Raw genomic sequence first — 22844 nt, 5'->3', positions numbered from 1 at the left:
CGCTCATGCAAGCCGCCCAGATCCTGATCAACGCGCTCGTTCTGGGCTGCCTGTACGCCTGCATCGCGATCGGCTTTTCGCTGGTCTGGGGCGTTCTCAACGTCATCAACCTGATCCACGGCTCTTTCATCGTGCTCGGCGCCTATCTGGCGTTCGGACTCTACAACGCCCTGCATATCCCGCCCTGGTACGCCGTCATCGTCGCAGCGCCGCTGTTCTTCGTGCTCGGCTATCTGCTGCAGCGCCTGATCCTCAACCGCGTCATCACGGCGCCCGTGTTGGTGACGCTGACGCTGACCTTCGGCCTGGACCTGATCCTCAACAACGCGATGATCTATGTCTTCAAGGCCGATTATCGCAAACTGACGCTGACGCCGTCGCTGGGGTCGGCTTCCATCTTCGATGTCGTCGTGCCGGTCGACCGCCTGATCGCGACCGCCGCGGCGCTCGCGCTGACCGGCCTGCTCTACCTGCTGCTGCGCCGCTCCAGGATCGGCCGTGCCATCGTCGCTGTCAGGCTCGACCGCGACGCCGCCGTGCTGATGGGCGTCAATGTGCCCTCGATCTACGCCATCGCCTTCGGCCTGGGGGCGGCGCTCGCGGGCTGCGCCGGCGTGCTGATGGCGCTGATCTTCCCGATCTCGCCACTGACGTCGTCGGCCTATCTCGGCAAGGCCTTCGTGGTCTGCGTGCTCGGCGGGCTCGGCAGCGTGTCCGGGGCGCTCGCCGGCGGACTGCTGCTGGCGCTGGTCGAGGGCGTTGGATCGACCTTCCTCGGCCCGTCGCATGCGACGACGCTGTCCTTCGTCCTGCTGATCGTCTTCCTGGTGCTGCGGCCGCAGGGCCTGGTCGGCCGGAAGGGCTTTGAATGACCCGGAGCAACATCGCACTGCTGGTCCTGATCGCGGCCGTCGCCGCGCTGCCGTTGTTCGGCGGCGCCTATGCGCTGCGGCTCGGCACCATCGCCTGCCTCTATGCGGTGCTGGCGCTGTCATGGAACGTGGTCGGCGGGCTCGCCGGTTATCCGTCCTTCGCGACGGCCGCGTTCTTCGGATACGGCGCCTATGCCGCCGGCGTCCTGCTCGGCCACGGATGGCCGCTATGGGCGGCGGTCGCATCTGCCATGCTGAGCGCATTTGTCGCCGCCGCGGCACTCGGCGCCGTGCTGCTGCGTCTGCGCGGGCATTATTTCGCCATCGCCAGCCTGTCACTGGCCGAAGTGCTGCGCGAGCTCGTCAACAACGCCACCGATCTCACCGGCGGCGGCATGGGCCTCAACATCCCGCTCGCCTCCGGCGCCGGCATCATGGCGGAGGCAACGTTCTTCTTCTTCGCGATGTGGGGCGTGCTGCTGGCGACGGCGCTGATGGCGATCATCGTCGGCGGCTCGAAACTCGGCTTCGCGCTCGCCTGCATCAGGCAGAACGAGACTGCGTCCAGCATGGTCGGGCTCAATACCACGCTCTACAAGGCCGCCGCCTTCGGCCTGTCGGCGTGCTTCGTCAGCGCGGCCGGCGGCATCTATGCCGCCTGGGTCCACTACATCGATCCGTCCGACGTGTTCGACATCCTGTATTCGGTCAAGCCGATCGTGATGGCGCTGATGGGCGGCCTCGGCTCGCCGCTCGGCGTTGCCTGCGGCGCGTTCCTCTATCTCGGCCTCGAAGAGGTGGTCTGGCGCAACTACATCCAGATCCATACCGGTGTACTTGGCCTGCTCATCGTGCTCCTGCTGCTGTTCCTGCCGCATGGATTGAGCTCACTGCGCCCTGATCGTCTCTGGCGGAGGGCGAAGCATGTCTGAGCTGCTTCGCCTCGAGCGCGTATCGCGCCACTTCTCGGGCCTGCAGGCGCTGCGCGATGTCACGTTGTCGGTCGCAAGAGGCGAAGTCCTCGGCCTGATCGGCCCGAACGGCGCCGGCAAGACCACGCTCGTGAACACGATCTGCGGTGTCACGCCTGCCAATTCCGGCACCGTGACTTTCGACGGCACCGACATCACCCGCATCAAGACCTATCAGGCCGCCCGCCTGGGCCTGTCGCGCACCTTTCAGATCGTGCAGCCCTTCTCCGAGTTCACCGCGCTCGACAATGTCGCGGCCGCCGCGCTGTTCTCACAGCCGGGCGCAAGCCTGAAGGGAGCGCGCGAGGCGGCGCGCGCGCATCTCGCCTTCGTCGGGCTCGAGGCGCAGGCCTCGCAGCCGGCCGCCACGCTCACCCTTGCGATGCGCAAGCGGCTCGAGCTCGCCAAGGCGCTGGCGATGGAGCCGAAGCTGCTGTTCCTCGACGAGGTCAATGCCGGCCTCAACAGCGCCGAGGTCGAGCGCGCCACCAAACTGATCCACGAGCTTGCAGCCGGCGGCATCACCATCGTGATGATCGAGCATCTCATGAAGGTCGTGCTCAATGTCTGCACGAGGATCGTGGTGCTGCACAACGGAGCACTCATCGCCGACGGCGCACCGCGCGAGGTGATCAGCAATCCGGCGGTGGTCGAAGCCTATCTCGGACAGAAATACGCGCAGCGGAGCGCCGGCCATGGCTAGCTCGCTGATCCTGGAAACCAAGGGGCTGTGCGCGGGCTACGGCGAGATCCAGGTGCTCTGGGGTGTCGATATCACTGTGCGCCGCGGCGAAATCACCGCGCTGATCGGCTCCAACGGCGCCGGCAAGTCCACCCTGATGCGCGTGCTCTCCGGGCTGGTCCCGATGTCCGCAGGCGAGTGCTTCTCGGAAGGCCGCGATCTCACCGGCGGCAGTGCCGCGGAGATCCTCGGCCACGGCATCGTGCATGTGCCGGAAGGACGTCGCCTGTTCGGCGCCATGAGCGTCGAGGAAAACCTGCTGATGGGCGCCTATCTGCGCAGGGACGGCCGGACCGCGGTCGCGCGGGATCTCGACCAGGTCTACGCCACCTTCCCCCGGCTGCTCGAACGGCGCCGCCAGGCCGCCGCGACGCTCTCGGGCGGCGAGCAGCAGATGTGCGCCATCGGCCGCGGCTTGATGAGCGCGCCTCTCCTGCTGATGATCGACGAATTATCGCTCGGGCTTTCGCCGCTGCTGGTCGAACAGCTCGTGGCCGCGCTCCGCGCCCTCAACGCCAAGGGCATGTCGATCCTGCTGGTCGAGCAGGACGTCACCACCGCGCTCGATCTTTGTCACCACGCCTTCGTCATGGACATGGGGCGTATCGTTCGAGAGGGATCGGGCACCGAGTTGCTCGCCGATCCCATCGTGCGCGACGCCTATCTCGGCGTGCTCCAGGAATGAGCAAACCGATGAGCAAGCGAATGAGCGCGCCGCCAACCCGTCGATCCCTTCAGGCCAAAGAGGCATCATGATCAGCACCGTCGAAGCACCCAACAGCGGCTACCGTTTCATGCCGGGCGTCAGCCAGTATTCCTGTGGCATCGCCGCCCTGCCGGGCTTCTCGATCGAGCGCGTGCGTTTCGCCGAGCCGGTTCCGCTCAAGGCGGGCTTTGCGCGGATCGCCGACATGCTGAAACAGGCCGGCCGCCCGCTGACCGCGTTCGGCGCCTGCGAGTTGCGCTCGCCCGCGCCATTCACCGAAGAAGGCTTCAAGGCCTTCAACGAGATCTACATCAAGACTCTGGTCCAATGGGGCATCGTGACCGACGGCGTCAATCCGGTCGCGCGCAGCAATGTCTGTCCCGAGATCGCGCCGCCCGCGGAGCCGGGTTTTCACGCATTCTCCTTTACCGTGCCGGCGAAGGATGCTGCACCATCCTTCGTCGTTGCCGGCAGCGGAGAATCCCTCGAAGGCAAGGCAAATTACCGCGACCACACGGTGCGGCTGGGCGACACCAGCCCTGAGGGCATGCTGGAAAAGGCCAAGTACGTGCTCGACGAGATGGAGCGCCGGATGAGCGCCTTTGGCGGCACCTGGCGCGACACCACCGGTGTCCAGGTCTATACCGTGCACGACATTCACCCGTTCCTTGCCAGCGAACTTGCGCGGCGCGGCGCAGCCCGCCACGGCGTGACCTGGCATTTCAACCGGCCTCCGGTGGTCGGTCTCGACTATGAGATGGACTGCCGCTGCGTCCACAGCGAGCGCGTGATCTAGCGGTTACAGCGCAAAAATCCGGGCCCGGCCGCATGCCGCGGCGGGCTGATTGAACCTCCTGACGCGGTTGCGGGACCAAGGACTGGCGGCAGAGTTGCCCGCCAGCGCCCTGCCGCGATACGCGAGGACACGATGCCCCTGCTCCTGCGGGACCGGATGACACGACGGATTGCCGCGATCGCCATGACGTCGGCGATCATGGCTGCGGCGATCGCCATGCCCCGCGCCGCGCTTGCTGCGGACAGCCAGTTCGAGAAGATGCGCGCCAAGATCGCGGCCTTCGTCGGCGACAAGATGGAGAAGCTGGGCGGCTCACGCATCGTCTACAAGGTCGACAGCGACGGCCTGCGCGAGAGCGTCATCACGGATTTGCGCGACGACGTCTACAGGACCCTGCGCGAGGGCAAGATCGCCTTCTCCGGGCTCGCGATCCGCGACGGCGGCGTCGAATTGAAGATCGCGGATGCCAAGGGCCGCGAACAGCTCGCACGCAAGCTCGCCTCGGCCGCTGAAGGATTGCCGTCGCACGCGCTCACCGTGACCGACGGCGGCGACGGGCTGGTCAGGGTCACGCCGACCGATGCCGCATCCACCGCACGGCTGCACGATCTCGTCGAGGATTCCATCGCGATGATCGAGCAGCGCCTCAAGGATTCCGGCGTCAAGCTCGCCAGCGTCCAGCCTGACGGGACGGACCGCATCCGCATCTTCGTGCCGGGCGAAATGGAGCCCGAGCGCGTCACCGCGATCTTCGCCAGAAAGGTCAAGGTCAGCTTCCGCCTGGTCGACCTCTCGATGCCGGTCGAGCAGGCGCAATCCGGCACGCCGCCTCCGGGCAGCGAAGTCCTGTTCGGCTTCAAGGACAAGCGCCCTTATCTGGTCGCCAGGGACAGCGCACTCGATGGCGACGACGTCAGCTATGCGGGGCCGGGCTTTGCGAGTGCAACGAATGAGCCGATCGCCTCGTTCCGCTTCAATGGCCGCGGCACGCGGCGCTTCGCCCACGTCACCGAGGAAAACATCGGAAAGCCTTTCGCCATCGTGCTCGACGACAAGGTGATCTCGGCTCCGGTGATCCGCGAGCCCATCACCGGGGGTTCCGGCCAGATCTCCGGCAATTTCACCCTCGAGGAGGCCAACAGCGTCGCCATGTTGCTGCGCGCCGGTGCGCTGCCGGGGCACCTCGGCCTTGTCGAGCAGCAGATCGTGCAGCCCGCCGCCAAGTAGGGCGAAGCTCCCCCACGCCGCCGCCCCGTCGGGTGCCCAGGTCCATCCGCGCCGCCGACGCCCGTGCCGCCGTCCCCCGAATCACGGGCGCACCAGGGCCATACGCACAACCAACGGGCAATTGCCGAAATCACAAGTCAGGCTAAAATTTGCCTCTTGCGGCATGACGGCCGAAGGCTCCATTCAAGCGGTCGTCATTCGATTTCGGCTATACGATACCGACCAGGACTGAAGGCCTTACGCGGGGTTAGTACCATGCCGTCCGGCAGCGCAGACATTTCGTCGATCCTCGACCGCATTCTCGACGCGGCGACGGATAACCTCAGGATCGCGAAGATCCTGGTCCAGATGGGCCTCGATCCCAATAACGTCACCTACGACGCGATCTTCAATCGGATGCTGGAGATCTTCGTCCACAACATCACGCTGGCCAATCTATTCGCTACGGTCGGCGCCGGCTTCTTCGTCGCAACCCTGCTGATGAGGACGATGGTGCCGCTGCGCGTCGCCAACATGATCGGCTGCGCCTTCTTCGCCATTTTCGGTGCCCTCTCCGCCAATGTCTCGACGTTCGTGCTGTATCTGCTGCTGCTTCCGATCAACGCCGTGCGCCTGCGGCAGATGCTCAAGCTGGTCAAGAAAGCGCGACATGCCGCCGAAGGCGACATGTCGATCGAATGGCTCAAGCCGTTCATGACCGAGCGCAAATATCGCCGCGGCGACACCCTTTTCAGGCTGGGCGATTCGGCCAAGGAGATGCTCCTCACGGTCACCGGCAAGTTCCTGGTCAAGGAGATCAACGTCGAGATCGGGCCCGGCGCACTGATGGGAGAGCTCGGCTTCCTGACGCCCGACAACCGGCGCACCGGCACGATCGAATGCATCGAGGACGGCCAGGTGCTGACGATCACCTATGACCGCCTGCTCGAAATCTACTTCCAGGATCCGCAGTTCGGCTATTATTTCCTGGTGCTGACCAGCCAGCGACTGCTGCAGAACATCGATCGCTTGCAGAAGCAGCTCGCGACGGAGCGGACCGCCACCACGAACAGGACCGCGTAGGCCGGGCGGCCGCTCAGCTCAGCAGCAGCGCCATGCCGGGATCGCCCTTTTCCATCGCACGCCGGTAGGCCGCCCGCGCGCCGATCCGGCCGAGATATTTCACCACGTTCGGGCAGCGCGACAGGTCGTAGGGCTGGAAGTAGCGCATCGTGGTGAGCGAGAAGGCCATCATGATGTCGGCGGTGGTGAAGGTGTCGCCGGCGAGATATTCGGCCTCACGAACGCGCGCGTCGACCAGATCGAAGGCCCGGTCCACGCGCCCCCTGGTCGCGACCAGCATCGGATTGTCGTGCGCAAGCTTCAGCCGGTTCAGGATCATCAACCGGCCCATGCCGGCCTGCAGCGTGCCGTTGGCGAAGTGAAACCAGTACAGGAACTGCGCGAAATCAGGATGGTTCGGGCCGAGCACGAGCCGGCCGTTGCCGTATTTGGCCATGATGTAATCGACGATGGCGCCGGATTCGGCGAGCAGAAGATCGCCATCCGTGATCACGGGCGCCGCCCCGATCGGATGCAACGCCTTGTACTCGGCCGGCGCCAGCATGGTGACGGGATCGCGCGTGTAGCGCTTCAGCTCATAGGGGATTCCGAGCTCCTCACAGAGCCAGACGATGCGCTCGGATTGCGACTTGCCGAGATGGTGAACGGTGAGCATGGGCGTCTCCTGCGATCCGTCAGCTGGATCAGTCGTGATGCCGCATCATACTCCGTCATGAAGACCGTCTCTACATCGCCTCGTCCGTCACCATCCGCGCCACGACGCGATCGCGGCGGATGAAGTGGTGCCAGAGGGCGGCGATCACGTGAACCGCGATCAGGGCGAGCAGCACATACGCAGAAAAGATGTGGCGGTCCTCATAGGCGTCCGCCGCGGCACGGTCGGGAGAGGTGAATTGCGGCACGTGAAACAGCCCGAAAAAATCCGAATAGTTGGGCGAGCGGGCGCCGGAATGCGCCCAGCCCAGCATCGCAACCAGGATGACCACGAGATAGAGCGCACCATGGCTGACATGGGCTGCGATCTTCTGCCAGCGCGAGGTCTCGGCCGGCAGGGCGGGCGTCGGATTGACGGCGCGCCAGACCAGGCGCAGCACGGTCAGCAGCAGGATCGCGTAGCCGATGTCGGCATGGATCGAGCGGTAGAAGAACTTGTCGGCCCGCGCCGGGATGTGGTTCATCCACCAGCCGAAGCCGATCATGCCGATGATGGCCAACGCCAAAATCCAGTGCAGCCATCGGGCGAGGCTGCCCCAGCCGTTGCTGGTGTTTCTGATCATGTCGGCTCTCCGGAGTTTTGCGGGCCTGTCCCTGTCCGCACCGCAGCATGGCTGCTGATAGCGGGAACATGCGGCAATCGCGAAATTGAATCGTTCCAAATCGGTCCCGCCGCAAATCCGCCCCAAAAACCGAATGGTAACCATGACGCCCTTAAGGTAGCGACGTGACCAATTCCCCGACGATCCTGGTGTTCGATTCCGGCCTTGGCGGACTCACGGTGCTGCGTGAGGTCGTGGCTGCGCGCCCGGACGCGCATTACGTCTACGTCGCCGACGACGCCTTCTTCCCCTACGGCCACCACAGCGAGGACGAGATCATCGCCCGCGTCGTGCCGCTGATGGGAGAACTGATCGGCACGCATGATCCTGACCTCGCTGTCATCGCCTGCAACACGGCGTCCACCCTGGTCCTATCGCACCTGCGCGCCGCTTATTCCCTGCCCTTCGTCGGTACGGTGCCGGCGATCAAGCCGGCCTGCGCGCAATCGAAGACCCGCCGCGTCTCCGTGCTCGGCACCAAGGGCACGGTGAAGCGCGAATATACCAAGGCGCTGATCCGCGATTTCGCGCAGGGCTGCGAGGTGACGCTGGTGGGCTCGCCCGAACTCGCCTCGCTCGCCGAACGCGAACTCGGCGGCCATCCGATCAGCGACGGCGACATCCTCGCCGAGCTCGCCCCGTGCTTCGTCGGCGATCCCGCGGATTCCAGTGCACACACCGACACGGTGGTTCTCGCCTGCACGCATTATCCGCTGCTGCTCGACCGGCTGAAGCGGCTCGCGCCCTGGCCGGTCGCGTGGATCGACCCGGCGCCGGCCATCGCCCGCCGCGTCTCGGACCTGCTCGGCCCGCACGCCGGCGGCAAGGCCCAGTCGGGCGCCGAGATGATCTTCACCTCGAACCGCGCGCATGGCCTCAGCGCCACGCTGACGCAGTTCTTCGGCGGCCGCGCGCTGGCCTGACTTTTCGCGGCCACGGCGCGCTGCTAGGCTTCGCCGTCGTCATCTTTCCGCAGGTCATCCCAAGGTTCGTTCCATGTCGGTCCCGACTCCGCCGCTCAATCGCCTCCGCCAATTGTGGAGCGAGGGCCGCCCCGCCTTCGGCGCGATCGCGACCATCCCGAGCGTCCAGTTGGTCCAGATCATGGCGCGTTCGCTCGACTGGATCATCGTCGACCTCGAGCACGGGCCGATCGGGCTGACCGAAGCGCATGCGATGATCGCCGCCACCACGGGCACGCCATGCACGCCCCTGGTGCGGATTGCAGCGAACGAGCCGTGGCTTGCGAAAGCGCCGATGGACATCGGCGCCTTCGGCGTCAACTTCCCGATGATCACCAATCGCGCCGACGCCGAGAAGGCGGTGCGCAGCGTGCGCTATCCGCCGCGCGGCGACCGGCTCTGGGGTCCCTTCCACGCACCGTTCCGGTGGGGCCAGTCGATGCCGGACTACATGGCCAGCGCCGACGACGAGATGATCTGCATGATCACGATCGAGCATGTCGAGGCCGTCAATCGCATCGACGAGATCATGGCCACGCCCGGCATCGACGTTGCGGTGATCGGCCCCGGCGATCTCGCCACCTCCATCAACAAGCGCGGACAGATGGACGATCCGGAATTGCTGGAGCTGGTCGCGCGCGCCGAAGCCGGCATCCTCAGAAGCGGTGTGCCGATCGGCGGCGTCGCCCGCACCGCCGACCAAGCCAACGCCCTGGTCGATCGCGGCTATCGTGCCATCGCGCTCGGCTTCGACTGGTCGCTGTTCCAGCGCGGCATCATGGCGGCGTTCGAGGGGATCAGGCGCTGAGCGGCGGCTCTTGCCCGGAACGGCGGCGCTGCTAGGGTCGGCCGTTCAGGGAGGAAACAATGCTCAAAAAGACTTTGCTCGCTCTTGCCTTCACCGGCCTTGCCGTTGCCGCCTTCGCCCAGCAGCCCGGCATCAAGCGTACCCCGCTGCAGAAGGTCGAATTTCCGGACGGCTACAACACCATTACCGCCATCGCGGAAGTCCCGGCGGGCGGCGCGGCCGGACGCCATACCCATCCGGGCATCGAGACCGGCTACGTGCTCGAAGGCGAGCTCAATCTCCTGATCGACGGCCAGCCCGAAAAAACCCTGAAACCCGGCGATTCCTACCAGATCCCGGCAGGCGTCGTGCATGACGCCAAGGCCCACGGTGATAAGGCTATGAAAGTGCTAGGGGTTTACGTCGTCGACAAGACCAAGCCGCTGGCCTCGCCGGCGCCGTGACGGTACGGAGAACCGACTGGGCGCAACCGGGTTAGTTCGTGCTAGAGCAGGCGGCGAGCGGGAAGCCCCTCGCTGCCTATATTTTGATCCGCGGGAACCAGAAGAACGATGCGCGGGAAACCCAAGAACATTTCGCTGCCGCGCCGCCTGATTGTCGACCTCATGCGCGCCTCGATGGGCGTGCCATTCGTCTCGCTGTCCCGATCGCTCAATATCCGCCCCCTGCTGGAGGCCCGCGCCGCCGCGATGGCCCCGGCCGGCTGGGCCGCGATGTTCGTCAAGGCCTTTGCCTTGGTCGCCAGGGACGAGCCGATCCTGCGCACGGTCTACGCCAAATGGCCCTGGCCGATGCTCTACGAGCTGCCGAAGAGCGTGGCCCTGGTCGCCGTCGCCCGGGTCGAGGACGGCGAGGAATGCGTGCTGCCGCAGCGAATCGCCGCCCCTGAGGTCATGACGCTGGCCGCAATCGATGCCGAGATCCGGCGCGCCAAGACGGCGCCGCTCGACGACGTGCCCATGTTCCGCAAGATCATGCGGGCGACCCGCCTGCCGCTGCCGCTGCGGCGCCTGTCCTGGACCGTGGGGCTGAATTTCGGCCGGCAGCGCGGCAACTGGTTCGGCAGCTTCGCGGTCAGCTCGGTGGCCGCCTATGGCGGCGGCGAGCTCCACCCGATCACACCCGGCCCGTTCATCGTCAGCTATGGGGTGGTCGAGGGCGACCAGACCATCCATGTCGTGATCCGCTGGGACCACCGGGTCACCGACGCCGCCCCGATCGCCCGGGTCCTGACCCGGCTGGAACAGGTCCTGAACACTGAAATCGCTGCCGAATTGCGGGCGGCCGGGTCGAAGCCGATTCGGGCGGTTGGGACCTGACCGCAGAGCGGTCATCCTGGGGCGGTGCGATAGCACCGAACCCGGGATCTCGAGATTCCTGGGGCGGTGCGATAGCACCGAACCCGGGATCTCGAGATTCCGGGTTCGGCGCTTCGCACCGCCCCGGAATGACACCGCAATGAATTGACAGCGAACCCCAAACTCACCTAAAAGCCGCCTGCTCGCGGGCCGATTTCGGCCCGCGAAGCGTTTCGCGACCCGTGGTCCTGCCTCCTATGCTTTGGGGATCGGACCTGTCAGTGCCGGGCTAGCCCGTCACACAGGAGGGCGCGTTTCCTCAAACCATGTACCTGAAGAGGACGCGATGACTAAGCGCAGTGAGGCGAAGTACAAACTCGATCGCCGTATGGGCCAGAACATCTGGGGCCGCCCGAAGAGCCCCGTGAACCGCCGCGAATACGGCCCCGGCCAGCACGGCCAGCGCCGCAAGGGCAAGCTCTCCGACTTCGGCGTGCAGCTGCGCGCCAAGCAGAAGCTGAAGGGCTACTACGCCAACATTTCCGAGCGTCAGTTCCACGGCATCTATGTCGAGGCGAGCCGCCTCAAGGGTGACACCGGCGAGAACCTGATCGGCCTGCTCGAGCGTCGTCTCGACGCGGTCGTCTACCGCGCCAAGTTCGTCTCGACGATCTTCGCCGCCCGCCAGTTCATCAACCACGGCCACATCAAGGTGAACGGCCGCAAGGTCAACATCTCGAGCTACCAGCTCAAGGTCGGCGACGTGATCGAGGTCAAGGAAGCCTCCAAGCAGCTCGCCCACGTCCTCGAAGCCAGCCAGCTCCCCGAGCGTGACACCCCCGACTATCTCGAAGTCGACCACGGCAAGATGACCGCGAAATACATCCGCATCCCCGCGCTCTCCGACGTGCCGTTCCCGGTACAGATGGAGCCCCATCTGGTCGTCGAATTCTATTCGCGCTGATCGTTTCGGCAGATCGACATTCAAAGGCCCCGGTTCTCCGGGGCCTTTTTCGTTTCGGGCCGCCACTCCATATCACGATCCTCCTGTGCTACAGTCGCGAGCGATGGAGCTCGATCATCACGCGTCTTCCGGACGAGGGCTTTGACAACGTTGATGATCGGCCTCCCCTACAGCTAACAGCAATGGAAGAGGCCGAACTGGAAAAGGCAGAAGCTGAAATCGCTCGCGGCGAATTGGCCAATGCCGATGAAGTTCGCGCCATGTGGAAGAAACACGGTTTGTGATGCTCTACACCCCTCCCCCGATCGATCCCAAGGCGCCGCCGGTGCGCATCAATCTGCTGTCGGACACGCAGACCAAGCCGACACCCGCGATGCGCGAGGCAATGGCGCGCGCCGAAGTCGGCGACGAGCAGGTCGGCGACGATCCGACCGTGAATGCGCTGTGCGAACGCGTCGCTGCGCTGCTCGGCAAGGAAGCCGCGGTCTACATGCCGTCAGGCACGATGTGCAACGTCACGGCGACGCTGGTGCATTGCCGCCCCGGCGACGAGATCCTGGCGCATGAGAGCGCCCACATCATCGCCCGCGAAGGCGGTGCGCATGCCGCGATCGGCGGCTTTCAGGTGACGCAGTTGAAGGGCGCCGACGGCCAGTTCACGCCGGAGACGTTCCGCAAGGCGCTGCATCCGCGCACGCGCTATCAGCCGCCGCAGACCGTCGTCAGCGTCGAGCAGACCGCCAATATCGGCGGCGGCACGATCTGGAAAAAGGCCGCGCTCGACGAGATCGTCGCGATCGCCAAGGCCAACGGCCTCGTCACCCACATGGACGGCGCGCGCCTGCTCAACGCCACGGTGGCCAGCGGCATCTCCCCGCGCGACATGACGGCGGGGTGGGATTCGGCCTGGATCGATTTCTCCAAGGGCCTCGGCGCCCCGATCGGCGGCGTGCTCGCGGGCTCGCGCGCCTTCATCGACGCGGTCTGGCAGTGGAAGCAGCGCCTTGGCGGCTCGATGCGGCAAGCCGGAATCTGCGCCGCCGCCTGCATCTACGCGCTCGACCATCACGTCGACCGCCTCGCCGACGACCATGCCAATGCGCGCGCACTCGCCCGCGGCCTGTCGCAGATCGCAGGCATCGAGGTGCAGGAGCCCGAGACCAATCTCGTGTTCTTCAAGCCCGATGGTGCCGGCGTCGCCGGCGACAAGATGGTCGCGGCATTGCGCCAACGCGGCGTGACGCTCGCGATGATGGACGGCCGCATCCGCGCCTGTACCCATCTCGACGTCAATGCGGCCCAGGTCGAGGAAACGATCGGATACGTGCGCGAGATCGTTCGCGGAGCATGATCCCGTAGCCCGGATGGAGCGCAGCGAAATCCGGGCTACGAAACGTCAGCGCCCCATCGCCTGATAGATCAGCGTCTTCAACGCCAGTTGAATCCGGCCGCGCTGCGACGGGGTCTGCACCATGAAGATCCCGAACACATCGTCTTCGGGATCGATGAAGAAGAAGGTGCCGCCGACGCCGTCCCAGCGATATTCACCGAGCGGCCACGACGTGCCTGATGGCACCGAGGTGCGGACGGCAAAGCCGAGGCCGAAACCGGAACTCCCGCCCGGATAATAATTCTGGTCGCGCGCGATTTTGGTCTCGGGGCCGATGTGGTCCGACGCCATCAGCGCGATGGTCTCGGGCTTGAGATAGCGCCGCCCCTCATAGCTGCCGCCGTTCAGCAGCATCTGCGCGAAGCGGGCGTAGTCGCCGATCGTGCCGACCATGCCGGCGCCACCCGATTCCCATGCCACCGGCCGCCTGATATCGCGAAGCTGCGTGGTCGGATTGATGTTGCGGTCGGCCGGCATCGGCTCGGCGATACGCGGGAATTTGGCGGGATCGGCAACGAAGAACGCCGTCTCGGTCATGTGAAGCGGATCGAGCAGCCGCTCCTTCTCGAACTGCAGCAGCGTCTTTCCCGAGATCACCTCGACGACGCGGCCGAGCACGTCGGTGGAATGGCCGTAGTCCCACACCGTGCCGGGCTGCTCGACCAGCGGCAGCGCGGCGACCTTCGCCACGAAATCGGCATTGCTGAGATCGCTGTCGAAGAGCTTGGCCGCATCATAGAGTTCGCGCACCGCGCCGCCGCCTTGATAGCCGTAAGGCAGTCCCGCGGTGTGGCGCAGCAGATCCCTGATCGTGACCGGACGCTCCAGCGGCTCCAGCACCAGCGCCTTGCCGTCCGCGGCCTTCTTCTCGACCCCGACCTTCATCCCGGCAAAGGCCGGAATGTATTTCGCGACGGGATCGTCGAGCGAAAGCCTGCCCTCCTCGACCAGCATCATCGCCATGACCGACGTGATCGGCTTCGACATCGAATAAAGGCGGAAGATCGTGTCCGCGCTCATCGAAATCTCAGTGGCGACGTCGCGGACACCGAACTGCTGATAGTAGACCGGCTTGCCGTGCTGCTGCAGCAGCAGAATCGCGCCCGGAAACGTGCCGGCGGCGACCTCGTTCCGGATGTAGTCCGAGACTCTTGCCAGGCCTTCGGGCGAGAAGTCGTGCGCGGCCCGTCCGTCCGGACCCGCCTTCGCGCCGACGGCCCCGAACAGAAGGACGAGCGCCGCGATCAGAGCGCGGCGCCCGAACGCGTCACTTCTCCATGGCTTCATAGACCAACTGCTTCAATGTCCGCTGCACGCGCTGGCGCTCGGTCGGGGTCTGCTCCAGCAGCACGAAGAACATGTCCTGCTTGGGGTCGATCACGAAATAGCAGCCGGAGGCGCCGTCCCACTTCAACTCACCGAGATCGCCGGGCGGCGGCGGCTTGGCGTTGCCGGGATCGGTGCGGACCGCAAGCCCGAGGCCGAAGCCAAAACCGTCGCCGGGGAAGTAGAAGTAATCACGATCGACGCCGGAGCCCGGGCCGACCTGGTCGGTCACCATCAGCTTGAAGGTCTCGGGCTTGAGGATGGTCTTGCCGTCGAGGCTGCCGCCGTTGAGCAGCATCTGTGCAAAGCGCTCGTAGTCCGCCATGGTCGTGACCATGCCGCCGCTGGCGAACTGGATCTTCTTGACGACCGTCGGATCGTTGATCCGGCCGACCCGGAAATCGCTGTCGTTCGGCACCGGCTGCGCCAGAAGCTTCTGCTTCTCGGGATCGGTGACGAAGAAGCCGGTATCGACCATGCCGAGCGGATCGAGCAGCTTCTCCCGCTCGATGTCGAGCAGCGGTTTGCCGGTCGCGATCTCCATCACGCGCGCCAGGATGTCGGTGGAGTGGCCGTACTGCCAGAGCGCGCCCGGCTGATTGTGCAGCGGCAGTTTGGCGATGCGCTCGGCGAACTCGGCGAGGTCGAAATCGCCGGCATAGATATTGGCGTCGCGATAGGCCTTGCGCACCAGGCTGTCGCCGTAGAAGCCATAGGTGACGCCGGAGGTATGGCGCATCAGATCGAGCACGGTCATCGGCCGCGTGGGCGGCACGAGCTCGAGCGACTTGGTGCCGTCGTCGGCCTTCTTCTCGACGCCGACCTTCACATTGGCGAAGGACGGGATGTATTTCGAGACGGGATCATCGAGCTTGATCTTGCCGTCCTCGATCAACTGCACGGCGACGACGGACGCGATCGCCTTGCTCATCGAGAACAGGCGGAAGATCGTCTTGTCCGTGATCGGCGCCTTGCTCGCCACGTCCTGCACGCCGAAGGCTTCGTGGTAGACCGGCTTGCCGTGCTGCTTGATCAACACGGTTGCGCCGGCGATCTTGCCGGTCGCGACCTCATTCTTGAAGAACTCGCTGATCCTCGAGAGCTTCTCCTGATTGAAATGTGCGCCGGCCGGGATCTCGTAGGTGCCCTCAGCACGCGCGAGCGTGATCGTGCCTAACGCTACCAGCGTGCCGCAGACGAACGCGCGCAGTCCAGACTGTGAAATCATAGCCCCTCCCCGGAACGTGGCGGGCGGAGTGTACTGACGGCGTCATCAGGCACAAGGGCCGCTGTGTCGCGCAAGCGCCTCGGCATGGAGCCTGGCGCTCGGCTCTGCAAAGCAGCAGAACACGACGCGAGCAACGGATGGCGCGGCCGGGAGCTCTTCGATCGTCGTACGGACGGCGATATCGGCTGCCCGGTCGGCGGGGAAACGGAAAACGCCGGTCGAGATCGCGGGGAATGCCAGCGAGGTCAGTTCGTGCTCCCGGCACAGCTCCATCGAGCGGCGATAGCAGGAGACCAGCAGATCGTCTTCGCCCAGCGTGCCGCCATTCCAGACCGGTCCGACGGTGTGGATCACATGCGCGGCCTTGAGCAGATAGCCTTTGGTGATCTTGGCGTCGCCCGTTTTGCAGCCGTGGAGCGTCCGGCATTCGGCGACCAGGTCGGGCCCGGCCGCCCGATGGATCGCGCCGTCCACGCCGCCCCCGCCAAGGAGCGACGTGTTGGCTGCGTTGACGATGGCGTCAACGCTCAGTGTGGTGATGTCAGCAACGATGACCTCGAGCTGCGCGCCGCCGATCCGGCGCGTCAGCGCAGGCACGCCTCAGGCCGCGGCAGCGACGCCCTTCTCGGACAAGAGCTGCTGCAATTCGCCGGCCTGGAACATCTCGCGGACGATGTCGCAGCCGCCGACGAACTCGCCCTTCACGTAAAGCTGCGGGATGGTCGGCCAGTTCGAGAATTCCTTGATGCCGTTGCGCAGCTCGGCCGATTCGAGAACGTTGAGGCCCTTATAGCCGACGCCGATGTGGTCGAGGATCTGCACGACCTGGCCGGAGAAACCGCACTGCGGAAATTGCGGCGTCCCCTTCATGAACAGAACCACGTCGTTCGACTTCACTTCGTTGGCGATGAATTCCTCGATGCTCATATCCATGTCCTTCTGGGGCGGAGCCCTCAACAACCACTCCGGGCCGGCTCAGCCGATTTAACCCGATACCTGCCTATATATGTAGCCCAAACCGTTGTGCATCCAAAGTAAAATGCCGGCGAACAGCCCTTCGGCAGCCGGTCCTGACCACGCTGGGCTCATTACATGATGGCACGAATATCATTACCAGGGAGGACTTTCATACCGTAACGGAGCCCCTATCTAGGACAAACCCCGGTTTTGGAACCGGGCAACGCAAACAACGTTCTCTTGTCCTGTCTGGAGAAAAACGTGACGAAACAAGCCTCCGCTACGGCCGTATCCCCGATTTCGTCACCGTCCTCCGCCCCGGGCAACCTCGCCCAGCGGCTGGAAGACGCCTTTGTCACCGTCCGTAACGAGACCGAGCGCCGGGCCGCCCCCCTGTCGCCCGAGGACCAGCAGATCCAGTCCATGCCGGACGCGAGTCCGGCAAAATGGCACCGCGCCCACACCACCTGGTTCTGGGAGCAATTCCTGCTCGGCGAGCACGCGCCCGGCTACCGCCCCTTCCACCCCGATTTCGCATTCCTGTTCAATTCCTATTACGTCAGCGCCGGCCCGCGCCACGCACGGGGGCATCGCGGCGACATCACCCGGCCAAGTGCTGGCGAGGTCGGCACCTACCGCAAATATGTCGATGCGGCCGTGGTCCAATTCTTCCGCGAGGCCGGCGAGGACAAGCTCCGGGCCTTGGCGCCGCTGGTCGAGGTCGGGCTCAACCACGAGCAGCAGCATCAGGAATTGATGTTCACCGACATCCTGCATGCCTTCGCACAAAATCCCGTCTCGCCGGCTTACGATCCGGACTGGCGCTTTCCGGCCGCGACACGCGCGGGCGAAGATTGGCTGTCTTTGAATGAGGGTATCCACACCGTCGGGCATGTCGACGACAGCTTCCATTTCGACAACGAGAAGCCGGCGCATCGCGCCCTCGTCGGCCCGGTCAAGGTCGCCCGCAATCTCGTCACCAACGCCGAATGGCTCGCCTTCATGCGCGACGGCGGCTACGCGAAAGCAACGCTGTGGCTGATGGACGGCTTTGCTGCCGCCAGCAAGGACGACTGGCAGGCCCCGGGCCATTGGCGCGAGGTCGACGGCCAATGGCAGGTGATGACACTGGCCGGGCTCAAGCCGATCGATCCCGACGCCCCGGTCTGCCACATCAGCTATTACGAGGCCGATGCGTTCGCGCGCTGGGCTGGAAAGCATCTGCCGACCGAGATGGAATGGGAGGTCGCCGCACGCGCGGGCGCGCTCAACGATGCCTTCGGGATCGTCTGGCAGTGGACCCGGTCCTCCTATTCACCCTACCCCGGCTATCGCGCGGTCGAAGGCGCGCTCGGCGAATACAACGGCAAGTTCATGGTCAACCAGCTGGTGCTGCGCGGCTCCTCGCTTGCAACCCCGGAAGGCCACAGCCGTATAACTTATCGTAACTTCTTCTATCCGCACCACCGCTGGCAGCTCACGGGACTGCGGCTCGCCGATTACGAGTAAATTCACATCCGACGACAAATGCGCGCCGGACAGCGCGTTCAGGAGAGTATCATGAATGTGCACGCCAGCGCTTTGGCCGAAGCCCATCTCCCCGACGAACAGACCACCGCCTTCGCCCGCGAGGCCATCGAGGACCTGTCGCAGCAGCCGAAAAAGCTGTCGCCGAAATATTTCTACGACGCGACCGGCTCCGAGCTTTTCGAGGCGATCACGCGCCTGCCCGAATATTATCCGACGCGCACCGAGCTATCGATCCTGAAAGAGCGCGGCAGCGAGATCGCCAGGATCATTCCGGAGCATGCGGCGCTGGTCGAGTTCGGCGCGGGCGCGACCACGAAGGTCCGGCTGCTGCTGAACCACTGCAAGTTCGCGGCTTATGTGCCCGTCGACATCTCCGGCGACTTCCTGAAGGCGCAGGCGAACGGCCTGAAGCGGGATTTCCCCACGCTCGGCATTTATCCGGTGGCGGCCGACTTCACCACGCCGTTCGAGCTGCCCAAGGCCGTCGACTCAATGCCCAAGGTCGGCTTCTTCCCCGGCTCGACCATCGGCAATTTCGAGCCGCATGAGGCACAGGCCTTCCTGAAGAGCGCCCGCCAGATCCTGGGCAAGGGCGCACAGATGATCATCGGCGCCGACCTGGAGAAGGACGAGCGCGTGCTCCACGACGCCTACAACGATGCGGCCGGCGTCACCGCGCGTTTCAACCTCAATGTGCTGGTGCGGATCAACCGCGAGCTCGGCGGCAATTTCGACCTGTCCGCCTTTACCCATGACGCGATCTACAATCGCGAGCGGCACCGGATCGAGATGCACCTGATCAGCAAGAAGAACCAGACCGTGCGCCTGCTCGGCACCAGCTTCTCGTTCCGCCCCGGCGAGAGCATCCACACCGAGAACAGCTACAAGTACAGCATCGCGCGATTTGCCGCGCTGGCGCAGGGCGCCGGCTGGCGGGTGCGCGAGAGCTGGACGGATGCAGCCAAGATGTTCTCGGTGCACGCGCTGGAGGTGGCGGAGTAGACGGGCCGGGAGCTTAGTACTCCTCGGCCTCCTGCGGTTTTGATCCCAGCGACACCGACTCCCATACCGCGACCACGATCATGATCACCGCGGTCGCTACCGACAGCCAGAGCGGCGAGAGCTCTGGTGCGAACCACCACAGCACCAGCAGCATGACGATGCCGATGCCGTGCGAGAGCTGCAGGAAACCACGGATCGCGTGTTTGAACAGGATGGTGCCGACCAGGAACACCAAGGGACCACCGATCGTGCTGACGATGGTGCGCATGTCGGAATGTCCGGTCGGGTGCTTCAGCACCAGTTCGTCCGAGACCGCGGTCAGGATGATGCCGGCGACGATCGGCAGGTGCAGATAGGTGTAGGCGAGCCGCGCCAAGCGGCCGGATTCGGCGGATTTCGACAGCAATTCGGAGCCGGCTTCCGCGCCCTTGTGAAAATAGATCCACCACATCGCGACGGCGCTGACCAGCGCGGACACGAAGGCCAGGATGTTGTCCGCGGTCCACTCCAGCTCGGCGAAGGTCGCGCCGTTGACGACGACGGCTTCGCCGAGCGCAATGATGATGAAGCCGGCGCAGCGCTCGGCCATATGGCCGCCTTCGACCGCCCAGGCCTCGACCGACGAGAAGCCGAGCTTCGGGACCCAGAACCGCACCGCGGGCGAAATGTATTCGATCGCGAGCGCCACGATCCAGAACCACAGCCGCGCCTCGTCATGCGCGAGGCCGCCGAGGATCCAGAAGATCGCGGAGCAGCAGAGCCAGACCAGGATGCGGATAGCGTTGTGCCGCACCGCCGTTCGATGGTGCGGAGTCGCGAACAGCCAGAACGCGGTCCGTCCGACCTGCATGGTCGCATAGGCGATCGCGAACCACAGGCCGCGCCCCTCGAACGCGGTCGGGATCGTCGTCGACAGCACGAGGCCGCCCAGCATCATCAGGAAGATCAGGATGCGGACCGGCGTCAGCTCGGGATTGAGCCAGTTGGTGACCCAGGTCGTGTAGACCCACACCCACCACACCGCGAGAAACAGCACCGTGACATGCACCGCGCCGAGCGGCGTGAAATGGTGCAGCAGCGTATGCGAAACCTGCGTGACGGCGAAGACGAAGACGAGATCGAAGAACAGCTCGGCATTGGTGACGCGGCTGTGCTGGTTCGGCACGATGACGCGAAACATCGCGCCGCGCGGGTTGTCCGCAGCCATCATCGCCCCCCGTCGCGATCAGGTCAGGTGCTCGTCAGATCAAGTGCCCGGCACCCCGGTCTGCAGCGCCAGCGCATGCAGCACGCCGCCCATCTGGCCTTGAAGGGACCGATAGACGATCTGGTGCTGCTGGACGCGAGACTTGCCGCGGAAGGATTCCGAGATCACGGTCGCGGCATAGTGGTCGCCATCACCGGCGAGGTCACGGATCGTCACCTCGGCATCGGGGATCGCTGCCTTGATCATCGCCTCGATATCGTGGGCGTCCATGGGCATTCGGGCTGGCTCCTGTCTCGTCGTCGAATCGCTGCCGGGGTCCCGATCTGGAAAACCAAACTTGCCGGCAGGGCCAAACTTAGCGTGAACGGCCTTCTACGTCACGCCTCCCGGCACTATATCTCCCATCCCGTCAGGATAAAGGCACGACAAAAGTGCCGCGCGCGGCAGATCGATCGAAAAGGCGTGAAATCATGAAGCTTCCAGGGCCCGACCACCCCATCACCATCATCCCGAACCCCCGCCGGGTCCGCGTCACGGCCGGCGACATCGTGATCGCCGAGACCAGCAAGGCGCTGACCTTGAAGGAGGCCAAATATCCGGCGGTACAGTATGTGCCGCGTCAGGACGCCAACATGGCGTTGCTGGAGCGTACCGAACGCGTCACCCATTGCCCCTACAAGGGCGACGCGAGCTATTACAGCGTCAAGGCCGACGGCAAGACACTGGACAACGCGATCTGGACCTACGAGACGCCCTTCCCCGCGATGACCGAGATTTCCGGCCACCTCGCCTTCTATCCGGACAAGGTGAAGATCGAGGAAGTGGGGTAGCTGTTTGGCTCGATAAACTCCGTCATGGCCGGGACAAGCCCGGGCATGACGATTGAGTCTGTGGATGCAGCCCGGCTACACCCTGAAGATCGTGAGCCCCAGTATCAGCAGCACCAGGAAGATCACGACGAACACGTAGAACAGGAAGCGGGCGATGTCGGCGGAGGCGGCCGAGATGCCGGTGAAGCCGAGCACGCCGGCCACGATCGAAACAACTAAGAAGATCAGTGCCCATTTCAGGATCGTCATCGCCAACTCCGACTCAAGGCAGCACTCAGCGGCCGCTCAACCTCTTCGGGAACGCTAACTTCGCAGCGCGGAACAGGTTCCTTCGGGTCCCTCGCCGGTACCCTGGCACAAACTGCGCTTGCTGAATCGGGTTCCGGGCGGCACAGTCGGACCGGGAAAGAAGCGCGACCGGGGCCGCCATGATCACGATGTCACATTCCGCGACGATCGGTGCGGAGGCGCAGGCCGCGCCGAAGGCCAGGGCGCGCAATCTGTCGCTCGATCGAACCCGGACCTTCCTGACGCTGGTCGTGCTGCTGCATCACGCCGTCATTCCCTACACCTATTTCGGTCACACCGATCCCGCGTCCTGGATCGGCTTCGACGTCGTCGTGCTCGCCACCGACAGCTTCTTCATGGCGATGTTCTTCTTCCTGTCGGGACTGTTCACGTGGTCCGGCATCGCGCGCAAGGCGCCCCAGGTGTTCCTGCGTGACCGCCTGCTGCGGCTCGGGCTGCCCTTCGTCATCGCGGCCTTCACCGTCATTCCGCTCGCCTATTACGCGATCGCGCTGCGGCACGACCCCGAACTGAGCTTTGCTTCGTTCTGGTGGAAGACGATCACCTCAGGCCCGTGGCCGAGCGGCCCGATCTGGTTCGTGTGGGTGCTGCTGGCGTTCGACCTGACCGCGAGCCTGCTCTACCGCGTCTCGGCGCATCTGGTCGATCCGGTCAACCGCGTCTCGCTGCGCGGCTTCGAGCAGCCGGCAATGTTCTGGCTGCTGCTCGCCGGCGTCGGCGTCATCGTCTACGTGCCGGCACTGCTCTATTTCGGCGGCAGCAAATGGTTCGAGTTCGGGCCGTTCTCGGTGCAGGCGAGCCGCATCCTGCTCTACTTCGCGTATTTCTTCATTGGCGTCAGCGTTGGTGCTGCGAATTTCGACCGCGGCATTCTCGGCGCCGACGGCCAACTGCCGAAGAGCCGCTGGACGTGGGTGATCATCACGCTGATCCCCTACTGCCTGATGTGGGTGATGATCTACATCAAGCGCGAAGTCCTCGGCAATCCCGACCCGCAGCCGCATTGGTATCAGGCGATCTACAGCACGTTCTTCGTGCTGTTCTCGGGCTCGATCCTGCTCGCGATCCTCGCCTTCTTCCTGCACCAGAAGTCGCCCGGGCCGAACCTGCTCGACCGCATGCAGGCGGATGCCTACGGCATGTTCCTGGTGCATTACCCGATCGCGCTGTGGATCCAGTACGTGCTGTTCGACTACGGCTGGCCGGCGATCGTGAAGGCCGCAATCGGCTTCGTGCTCACAGTAATCCTGAGCTGGGGACTGACGGCGGCGTTGCGGAAAATTCCGGGCGCGTCACACGTGTTATGAGGACGAGGTCTCTCCACTCGTCATTGCGAGCAAA

Annotated in this window: 26 protein-coding genes; 17 read left to right on the top strand and 9 right to left on the bottom strand. The window is 64.8% G+C overall.

Features of this window, described 5'->3' with window-relative positions:
- Nucleotides 1-5 precede the first annotated feature (5 nt).
- The 7 genes from F8237_RS27800 to F8237_RS27770 all read left to right on the top strand — a co-directional run bounded on the left by F8237_RS27800 (nucleotide 6) and on the right by F8237_RS27770 (nucleotide 6376).
- Nucleotides 6-872 carry a branched-chain amino acid ABC transporter permease gene (locus tag F8237_RS27800; protein WP_151649397.1) on the top strand — a complete coding sequence of 289 codons (867 nt, stop codon included), beginning with the start codon at nucleotides 6-8 and terminating at the stop codon, nucleotides 870-872.
- Nucleotides 869-1804 (top strand): branched-chain amino acid ABC transporter permease, encoded by a 936-nt coding sequence (locus F8237_RS27795; protein ID WP_151649396.1) that lies wholly within the window; start codon nucleotides 869-871, stop codon nucleotides 1802-1804. The genes F8237_RS27800 and F8237_RS27795 overlap by 4 nt, the downstream gene beginning before the upstream one ends.
- The gene (locus F8237_RS27790; protein ID WP_151649395.1) at nucleotides 1797-2546 is read left to right on the top strand and encodes an ABC transporter ATP-binding protein; all 750 of its coding nucleotides are present in this window, start codon (nucleotides 1797-1799) and stop codon (nucleotides 2544-2546) included. Before F8237_RS27795 ends, F8237_RS27790 begins: the two co-directional genes overlap by 8 nt.
- Nucleotides 2539-3270: an ABC transporter ATP-binding protein gene (locus F8237_RS27785; protein WP_151649394.1), complete on the top strand. Its 732-nt coding sequence runs from the start codon at nucleotides 2539-2541 to the stop codon at nucleotides 3268-3270. The genes F8237_RS27790 and F8237_RS27785 overlap by 8 nt, the downstream gene beginning before the upstream one ends.
- A 67-nt stretch (nucleotides 3271-3337) precedes the next feature.
- Complete coding sequence (cnbZ, locus tag F8237_RS27780) at nucleotides 3338-4087, top strand: 2-amino-5-chloromuconate deaminase CnbZ (RefSeq protein ID WP_151649393.1); 750 nt, start codon at nucleotides 3338-3340, stop codon at nucleotides 4085-4087.
- A 132-nt stretch (nucleotides 4088-4219) separates the two neighbouring features.
- Nucleotides 4220-5314 carry a SecDF P1 head subdomain-containing protein gene (locus F8237_RS27775; protein ID WP_151649392.1) on the top strand — a complete coding sequence of 365 codons (1095 nt, stop codon included), beginning with the start codon at nucleotides 4220-4222 and terminating at the stop codon, nucleotides 5312-5314.
- A gap of 255 nt (nucleotides 5315-5569) precedes the next feature.
- On the top strand, nucleotides 5570-6376 hold the full coding sequence (locus F8237_RS27770) for a Crp/Fnr family transcriptional regulator (protein WP_151649391.1): 807 nt from the start codon (nucleotides 5570-5572) through the stop codon (nucleotides 6374-6376).
- Nucleotides 6377-6389: 13 nt separating this feature from the next.
- On the opposite strand, the gene F8237_RS27765 is transcribed toward F8237_RS27770, so the two are convergent.
- A complete protein-coding gene (locus tag F8237_RS27765) occupies nucleotides 6390-7031 on the bottom strand; it encodes a glutathione S-transferase family protein (RefSeq protein WP_151649390.1) in 642 nt (213 codons plus the stop codon).
- Nucleotides 7032-7101: 70 nt separating this feature from the next.
- Nucleotides 7102-7653 carry a cytochrome b gene (locus tag F8237_RS27760; protein WP_151649389.1) on the bottom strand — a complete coding sequence of 184 codons (552 nt, stop codon included), beginning with the start codon at nucleotides 7651-7653 and terminating at the stop codon, nucleotides 7102-7104.
- 164 nt (nucleotides 7654-7817) lie between these two features.
- On the opposite strand from F8237_RS27760, the gene murI reads away from it, so the two are divergent.
- The 6 genes from murI (at nucleotide 7818) to F8237_RS27730 (ending at nucleotide 13075) form a co-directional block, all read left to right on the top strand.
- Nucleotides 7818-8615: a glutamate racemase gene (gene murI / locus F8237_RS27755; protein WP_151649388.1), complete on the top strand. Its 798-nt coding sequence runs from the start codon at nucleotides 7818-7820 to the stop codon at nucleotides 8613-8615.
- 73 nt (nucleotides 8616-8688) lie between these two features.
- Nucleotides 8689-9462, top strand: coding sequence for an HpcH/HpaI aldolase family protein (locus F8237_RS27750; RefSeq protein WP_151649387.1), 774 nt, complete (start codon nucleotides 8689-8691; stop codon nucleotides 9460-9462).
- A 59-nt stretch (nucleotides 9463-9521) separates the two neighbouring features.
- The gene (locus tag F8237_RS27745; RefSeq protein ID WP_151649386.1) at nucleotides 9522-9905 is read left to right on the top strand and encodes a cupin domain-containing protein; all 384 of its coding nucleotides are present in this window, start codon (nucleotides 9522-9524) and stop codon (nucleotides 9903-9905) included.
- 108 nt (nucleotides 9906-10013) lie between these two features.
- The gene (locus F8237_RS27740; RefSeq protein WP_151649385.1) at nucleotides 10014-10781 is read left to right on the top strand and encodes an acyltransferase; all 768 of its coding nucleotides are present in this window, start codon (nucleotides 10014-10016) and stop codon (nucleotides 10779-10781) included.
- 325 nt (nucleotides 10782-11106) lie between these two features.
- The gene (gene rpsD, locus F8237_RS27735) at nucleotides 11107-11724 is read left to right on the top strand and encodes a 30S ribosomal protein S4 (RefSeq protein ID WP_063195345.1); all 618 of its coding nucleotides are present in this window, start codon (nucleotides 11107-11109) and stop codon (nucleotides 11722-11724) included.
- A gap of 283 nt (nucleotides 11725-12007) precedes the next feature.
- Nucleotides 12008-13075, top strand: a complete 1068-nt coding sequence (locus F8237_RS27730; protein WP_151649384.1) for a threonine aldolase family protein — start codon at nucleotides 12008-12010, stop codon at nucleotides 13073-13075.
- A 45-nt stretch (nucleotides 13076-13120) separates the two neighbouring features.
- Here the strand turns inward: F8237_RS27730 and F8237_RS27725 are convergent, their stop codons facing one another.
- Genes F8237_RS27725 through grxD form a run of 4 tightly spaced genes read right to left on the bottom strand, consistent with a single transcriptional unit; the run spans nucleotide 13121 to nucleotide 16595 of the window.
- Entirely contained in the window at nucleotides 13121-14401 is a 1281-nt protein-coding gene (locus tag F8237_RS27725) for a serine hydrolase domain-containing protein (protein WP_151649383.1), read from the bottom strand.
- Nucleotides 14382-15668: a serine hydrolase domain-containing protein gene (locus tag F8237_RS27720; protein WP_151649382.1), complete on the bottom strand. Its 1287-nt coding sequence runs from the start codon at nucleotides 15666-15668 to the stop codon at nucleotides 14382-14384. Before F8237_RS27720 ends, F8237_RS27725 begins: the two co-directional genes overlap by 20 nt.
- Nucleotides 15669-15713: 45 nt before the next feature.
- Nucleotides 15714-16265 (bottom strand): O-acetyl-ADP-ribose deacetylase, encoded by a 552-nt coding sequence (locus F8237_RS27715; RefSeq protein ID WP_151649381.1) that lies wholly within the window; start codon nucleotides 16263-16265, stop codon nucleotides 15714-15716.
- Between the two features lie 3 nt (nucleotides 16266-16268).
- Nucleotides 16269-16595, bottom strand: coding sequence for a Grx4 family monothiol glutaredoxin (grxD, locus tag F8237_RS27710; RefSeq protein WP_201280160.1), 327 nt, complete (start codon nucleotides 16593-16595; stop codon nucleotides 16269-16271).
- 240 nt (nucleotides 16596-16835) lie between these two features.
- Here grxD and egtB point away from each other — a divergent pair, with 240 nt between their 5' ends.
- Together egtB and egtD are read left to right on the top strand one after the other, a co-directional pair.
- Nucleotides 16836-18134, top strand: coding sequence for an ergothioneine biosynthesis protein EgtB (gene egtB, locus F8237_RS27705; RefSeq protein ID WP_162006247.1), 1299 nt, complete (start codon nucleotides 16836-16838; stop codon nucleotides 18132-18134).
- A gap of 51 nt (nucleotides 18135-18185) precedes the next feature.
- Entirely contained in the window at nucleotides 18186-19157 is a 972-nt protein-coding gene (gene egtD, locus F8237_RS27700) for an L-histidine N(alpha)-methyltransferase (protein WP_162006246.1), read from the top strand.
- A gap of 13 nt (nucleotides 19158-19170) precedes the next feature.
- Here the strand turns inward: egtD and F8237_RS27695 are convergent, their stop codons facing one another.
- Complete coding sequence (locus F8237_RS27695; RefSeq protein WP_162006412.1) at nucleotides 19171-20364, bottom strand: low temperature requirement protein A; 1194 nt, start codon at nucleotides 20362-20364, stop codon at nucleotides 19171-19173.
- 39 nt (nucleotides 20365-20403) lie between these two features.
- Nucleotides 20404-20640, bottom strand: coding sequence for a BolA family protein (locus F8237_RS27690; RefSeq protein ID WP_015685068.1), 237 nt, complete (start codon nucleotides 20638-20640; stop codon nucleotides 20404-20406).
- 194 nt (nucleotides 20641-20834) lie between these two features.
- Here F8237_RS27690 and F8237_RS27685 point away from each other — a divergent pair, with 194 nt between their 5' ends.
- Nucleotides 20835-21194 carry a DUF427 domain-containing protein gene (locus tag F8237_RS27685; RefSeq protein ID WP_151649377.1) on the top strand — a complete coding sequence of 120 codons (360 nt, stop codon included), beginning with the start codon at nucleotides 20835-20837 and terminating at the stop codon, nucleotides 21192-21194.
- A gap of 75 nt (nucleotides 21195-21269) precedes the next feature.
- Here the strand turns inward: F8237_RS27685 and F8237_RS27680 are convergent, their stop codons facing one another.
- Nucleotides 21270-21443, bottom strand: a complete 174-nt coding sequence (locus F8237_RS27680) for a DUF1328 domain-containing protein (protein ID WP_151649376.1) — start codon at nucleotides 21441-21443, stop codon at nucleotides 21270-21272.
- 179 nt (nucleotides 21444-21622) lie between these two features.
- On the opposite strand from F8237_RS27680, the gene F8237_RS27675 reads away from it, so the two are divergent.
- On the top strand, nucleotides 21623-22810 hold the full coding sequence (locus F8237_RS27675; protein ID WP_151649375.1) for an acyltransferase family protein: 1188 nt from the start codon (nucleotides 21623-21625) through the stop codon (nucleotides 22808-22810).
- Nucleotides 22811-22844: the final 34 nt, after the last annotated feature.

Origin of the sequence: Bradyrhizobium betae (genome assembly GCF_008932115.1) — a bacterium.
Lineage (GTDB): Bacteria > Pseudomonadota > Alphaproteobacteria > Rhizobiales > Xanthobacteraceae > Bradyrhizobium > Bradyrhizobium betae.
Note: the sequence above shows the minus strand (reverse complement) of the source record. Positions and strands in the feature narration are given on the sequence as shown.